At 68.3% G+C, this 303-nt stretch carries 1 protein-coding gene; it reads right to left on the reverse strand.

Annotation, left to right across the window (positions count from 1 at the left end):
* A partial coding sequence (locus tag BKD30_RS15025) for a DDE-type integrase/transposase/recombinase (protein WP_143588227.1) occupies positions 1-303 on the reverse strand: 303 nt, incomplete at both ends.

Genomic DNA, 303 nt, shown 5'->3' on the forward strand with positions numbered 1-303 from the left:
CCATTTCGAGGGCGTCGGTGACGAGGTTGGTGCGCATGTGATCGGCGATGGCCCAGCCGACCACGGTGCGTGAGTGCAGGTCGATCACGGTGGCCAGGTAGGCCCAACCGTCCCAGGTGCGGATGTAGGTGATGTCGCCGCACCACTTGGTGTTCGGTTGGCTCGCGGTGAAGTTCCGGCCGATCAGGTCCGGGGCGCCGACTGGGTTCTCGCCCGGCAGCGTGGTGCGCCGCCACGCCTTTGGGTGGCGGCCCTTCAGTCCCGCCTCGCGCATCAGCCGCCAGACCCGCTTGTGCGAGATCC

The sequence above is a fragment of the Tersicoccus phoenicis genome (assembly GCF_001968835.1).
GTDB lineage: Bacteria > Actinomycetota > Actinomycetes > Actinomycetales > Micrococcaceae > Tersicoccus > Tersicoccus phoenicis.